Genomic DNA, 4,588 nt, shown 5'->3' with positions numbered 1-4,588 from the left:
AGCTTGCTGGCAAGGGCAGCGATAGCCGAGACGGACATCCGCTCCACGCGAGACCTCGCTGACAAAGATGGATATTGACAGGCAGATTCACAACAGTCACAACAGATGATGGACTTATAGATCTCGACGGACAAAGCCATCCCCCTCCCATTGGTAGAGGGTAGCCCTCAAGTCACGGCTGGCACCGGGCGGGCTTGAGATGACCAGGATCCCTTGCGGGCTGACCCGCAGGCTGGCATTGCTCAGATCCGTCACGCTCAGCAGTGGCACAAGTCCCTCAGGCCGGTGTTCCAAGACCAAGACAGAGCGCAGCAGGCTGATGCCCCCTCGCTCGGTGAGGAGCACCAACTTGGGCTGTGGGCTGGAGGTAATGTCCGTGCGCAGGTGAGCCTCCACCAACCGTCCTGGGATCGGCTCAGCTGTGTGGAGCAGACGAAAGCTATACCCCCCCTGGTGCTCGAAGCTGAGAACGCGCACCACCGGCTCCACGGTGGGCTGCCGCTGAATCTGAAACACGGCCACCACATCCTGGCGAGATGGAGAGGTTAGGCTGGCCGGGAACAGGCGCAGGTTTTCACCGCGATTGCCGCGAATAAAATCCCACCAAATGGATTGATTGAATAAAGCCACAACCCCACCTCGAGCAGCGCCGCCCTCAGAAGGAACCGGCAGCAGCGGAAGCACAGGCTGGGGATAGGCAGGAACAGCAGCAACCGGTAGAGTAGCAGCCAAGGCCGCTCCCCAGGCTATTCGACCACAGGAACACAACAGCTTCCGCATATTTCCTCACTCCTCGCCCCTAAAATTCTAAAGGACTCCAAGGTTCTCCCAGTCAACCAAACAGCCGGGATACAGGGATCCCTTTTATGTCGAACGCAACCTCGATCTCACCTTGATCTCGCCTGGCAATGGGCTACCAAGTTAGGGTGAAAAGCCTGGAGCTTCCTCTGTAGCCAACAAAGTCGGCTTGGAACGACGCCCCGCCAATTTGAAAGGGATCCCCCAGGAGCAAGGGGCAGCCCCCCCGACGGAGGGCTCTATTTTTCGGCAGCCAAAAACAATTGGGCCCGCCAAAAGCAGGCAATGGACTTGCTGTCCAAATCCATTCCCAAACGGGCCATTTCTGTAAGCTCAGAAGCAGAAAACTCCACTACGGTAATATCTTCATCCTCATCCTTATCGGGAGGGGAATCCAGCACTTCCAGCTCCCGCGCCAAATAGGCATACATAATCTCGCTGGAATAGCCGGGGCACAAATAAAATTGGCCAAGGGGATCCCAGCGATGGGCACGCAGGCCCGTTTCTTCTTCCAGCTCGCGGCGAATGGTGTCATCGGGATGCTCCCCTGGCTCGACTGTGCCTGCCGGAAATTCATAAAGGTAGGAGGCAACCGCAAAGCGATATTGACGAATGCAGACGAACTTGCCTGCTGCAGTTACAGGCACGGCCACCACCCCGCCAGGATGGATGAGGTACTCCCGCTCTCCCTCTTTGCCGTTGGGAAAACGCAAACGCTGGCTGACGAAGGTGTATTTGTGGCCTTGATAGCGGAGGCGCTCACGAATCACCTGAGATGGGTTTTGCATGGCAAGGGATCCCGAGAGTAGAGCCGCTCTCAGCTTAATGGTTTTCGGCGCTGTTGCAACCGGGCAATCCAGAGGGATCCACACGCCCTTGGGATCCCGTGTCTGGGGTAGAGTCAGGAAAAGCACAAAAGTTGCAGGCCATGATTTACCCTCCCTTGAAGGAGTTTCTTGCCCTCACCAAGCAGGGCAACTTTATCCCGGTGTACCAGGAATGGGTGGCGGATTTGGAAACGCCGGTTTCTGCCTGGTATCGGGTTTGTGCTGGCCAGCCCTACAACTTTCTCCTGGAGTCGGTGGAGGGGGGGGAACAGGTGGCCCGCTACAGCTTCCTGGGCTGCGATCCCCTGTGGGTTTTGGAAATACGGGGAGATCAAGCCCTACAGCGCTACCGCGATGGCCGACAGGAGCACCACCAAGGGGATCCCTTTGCCATCTTGGCCCGCTGCTTGCAGCCCTATGAGCCGGTGCATTTGCCGGAATTGCCCAGCAGCATCGGCGGCCTGTTTGGCTACTGGGGCTACGAGCTGATTCGCTGGATTGAGCCCAAGGTGCCCATCCACCCCCTGCAGCCGGGGGATCCCCCTGATGCCGTTTTGATGCAGGTGGACAGCATCCTGCTCTTTGACCAGGTGAAGCGCAAGATCTGGGTGGTGGCCTTCGCCGATACCCGTCACCACGCTGCCGAGGAAGCCTATGCCCAAGCCTGCCGGCGGGTGGAAAAGCTGATGCAGCAGCTCAGCGCTCCTCTTTCCCTGGCCCATCTGCACCTCAACTGGAAGCCCCACCTGTCGGAAAGGACTCCGTCCCGCTGGCGCGAACAAATCCCCCCCAGCACCCTGAGCCGCCCAGCCTACTGCCAAGCCGTGGAACGGGCTAAGGACTACATCCGCGCCGGAGATATCTTCCAGGTAGTGCTCTCGCAGCGGTTTACCATCTCCTTTGCGGGGGATCCCTTTTGCCTCTACCGCTCGTTGCGGCTGATTAACCCTTCCCCTTATATGGCGTTTTTGCAGTTTGGGAATCTCTGCCTCATCGGCTCCAGCCCAGAGGTGATGGTCAAACTCAGCCGGGTGGGGGAAGACCGCATCGCCACTGTGCGCCCCATTGCCGGCACCCGCCCCCGCGGCACCACCCCTCTGGAAGACCGGCAGCTGGAGCAAGAGCTGTTGGCAGATCCGAAAGAACGGGCCGAACATGTGATGCTGGTGGATCTGGCCCGCAATGACCTGGGACGGGTCTGCCAACTGGGATCTGTGCAGGTGGACGACCTGATGCAGATCGAGCGCTACAGCCATGTGATGCACATCGTCAGCAACGTGGTGGGGCGGCTGGATCCCCAGTACAGCGCCTGGGATCTGCTGCGGGCCACCTTCCCTGCCGGCACTGTTACCGGCGCCCCCAAAATCCGCGCCATGCAGATTATTCATGAGCTGGAAGGATGCCGCCGCGGGCCCTATGCCGGCGCCTATGGCTACTACGACTTTTCTGGCCAACTGAACACCGCCATCACCATCCGCACTCTGCTGGTTCATCAGGGCCAGGTGAGCTTGCAGGCCGGGGCAGGTATTGTGGCCGACTCGGATCCGGAGCGGGAATATCAAGAATGTCTGAACAAAGCGCGGGGCATGTTAATGGCTGTGGCCAGTTTGCAGGAGACCTAGCCGATGTTGGCCCAGTTGCGCTTCAGCCCTGCGGTTCGCGTCAGCGGGACGGAGTCCTTACAGGAGCTCCAGCAGCCGGATCCAGAGACCGTAGAGCAGGCTTTTGAACTGTTTTCCACAGAGGGCTATCTGGTGTTGCCGGAGATCTTTCCCCCCGAGCTCATCGACAAGTTGCACAGCAGCTTTCTGGCCACCTACAGCCGCTACTGCACCCACGAAAACCACGCCGATGCCCTGTTAGTGGGCAATAGACGGGTGATGGTAACGGTTCGCCTGGAGGGCCCCTTCAACGATCCCCTCCTCTATGCCCATCCTCTGATCTTGCCCATCCTGAAGCGGATTTTGGGGCCGGAGTTAATCTTGAGCGGGCTGGGGGCGGTGGTCTCTCTGCCGGGATCCGCCGATCAACAAGTTCACCGGGATCTGTCTCATCTGTTTGGCGACGAGACCTTGGATGCGATCATTCCTTGCTATGCCCTGAATTTGCTTATTCCTCTGGTGGAGGTCAACGAAGAGAACGGCATGACCCGTCTCTGGCCCGGCAGCCATGTAGTCTTCGATGCCCACTATACCGAGCTGGCCCAGCAGATGCCCTTTATCGATCCACCCTTGGCCAAGGGATCCTGCCTCCTGTTCGACTACCGCCTGATTCATCTGGGTCGGGCCAATCGCTCGCCCGCTCCCCGTCCTCTTCTCTACAACACCTACAGCCGCGCTTGGTTTCGGGATCCCATCAATTACACTCAGCAACCTCCCCTGGTGATCCCGGCCCAAGAGAAAGAGCGGATCCCAGCCGAGCATCAGCGCCTATTCGTGACGGCACAGATTGTGTAGACGGCCCGGAACTGCGAGCTGACCGAAAACTCGGCGGCTCAGGCCCCGGCATTTATGCCTAGGGATAAGCTACCGTCTCCTGATAGGATGTGAGTATCGCTCCACCCATTTATAGAAAGGTGCAGTGCTGAAGGTGAAGTAGAAGTATCTGGGGTGTTTCCACATCCCAGTAGCTGGTGCGTTCGCCTTGGCGGCGCGAAGCGCTTTGGCGTCCCCCACGGTGCTGCGGTATAAGCCACATGCTCGGTGTAGCTCAGTCAGTGGGAGTTGTTTTGCTGGCTGAGAACGGATCCTCTGGCTTTAGCCGTGGGGAGAACGTCAACCTCTCCTCTTGTTTGAGGAATCCGGTCAGCTAGACCGCCGAGAAGCGACGCCCTCTATGTATCAGCATGAGGGTCAGGATGAAAGGCGGAAACCCTTGCTATGGTAAACACAGAGCGGTGGGGCATCCCGTTCTTAAAGCTCAGGAAATGTCCTTAACAGGAGTCACTGAGAAGCTCGTACTCT

The 4,588-nt window shown here is 58.5% G+C and carries 4 protein-coding genes; 2 read left to right on the top strand and 2 right to left on the bottom strand.

Features of this window, described 5'->3' with window-relative positions:
- Nucleotides 1-114: 114 nt before the first annotated feature.
- Together NW820_RS10405 and NW820_RS10400 are read right to left on the bottom strand one after the other, a co-directional pair.
- Nucleotides 115-732, bottom strand: coding sequence for a hypothetical protein (locus tag NW820_RS10405; RefSeq protein WP_414374941.1), 618 nt, complete (start codon nucleotides 730-732; stop codon nucleotides 115-117).
- A 305-nt stretch (nucleotides 733-1,037) separates the two neighbouring features.
- The gene (locus NW820_RS10400; RefSeq protein ID WP_011432186.1) at nucleotides 1,038-1,586 is read right to left on the bottom strand and encodes an NUDIX hydrolase; all 549 of its coding nucleotides are present in this window, start codon (nucleotides 1,584-1,586) and stop codon (nucleotides 1,038-1,040) included.
- 140 nt (nucleotides 1,587-1,726) lie between these two features.
- Between NW820_RS10400 and trpE the strand changes: the two genes are divergently transcribed.
- On the top strand, nucleotides 1,727-3,247 hold the full coding sequence (gene trpE, locus NW820_RS10395; RefSeq protein ID WP_414407441.1) for an anthranilate synthase component I: 1,521 nt from the start codon (nucleotides 1,727-1,729) through the stop codon (nucleotides 3,245-3,247).
- A 3-nt stretch (nucleotides 3,248-3,250) separates the two neighbouring features.
- Entirely contained in the window at nucleotides 3,251-4,081 is an 831-nt protein-coding gene (locus NW820_RS10390) for a phytanoyl-CoA dioxygenase family protein (RefSeq protein ID WP_414407440.1), read from the top strand.
- Nucleotides 4,082-4,588: the final 507 nt, after the last annotated feature.

The organism is Synechococcus sp. R55.7, from assembly GCF_047461955.1.
Classification (GTDB): Bacteria; Cyanobacteriota; Cyanobacteriia; order Thermostichales; family Thermostichaceae; genus Thermostichus.
Note: the sequence above shows the minus strand (reverse complement) of the source record. Positions and strands in the feature narration are given on the sequence as shown.

Excerpts from the sequence above, each read along its gene's own strand:
- NW820_RS10400 (WP_011432186.1), bottom strand. The coding sequence starts at position 1,586 with ATGCAAAACCCATCTCAGGTGATTCGTGAGCGCCTCCGCTATCAAGGC.
- trpE (WP_414407441.1), top strand. The coding sequence starts at position 1,727 with ATGATTTACCCTCCCTTGAAGGAGTTTCTTGCCCTCACCAAGCAGGGC.
- NW820_RS10390 (WP_414407440.1), top strand. The coding sequence starts at position 3,251 with ATGTTGGCCCAGTTGCGCTTCAGCCCTGCGGTTCGCGTCAGCGGGACG.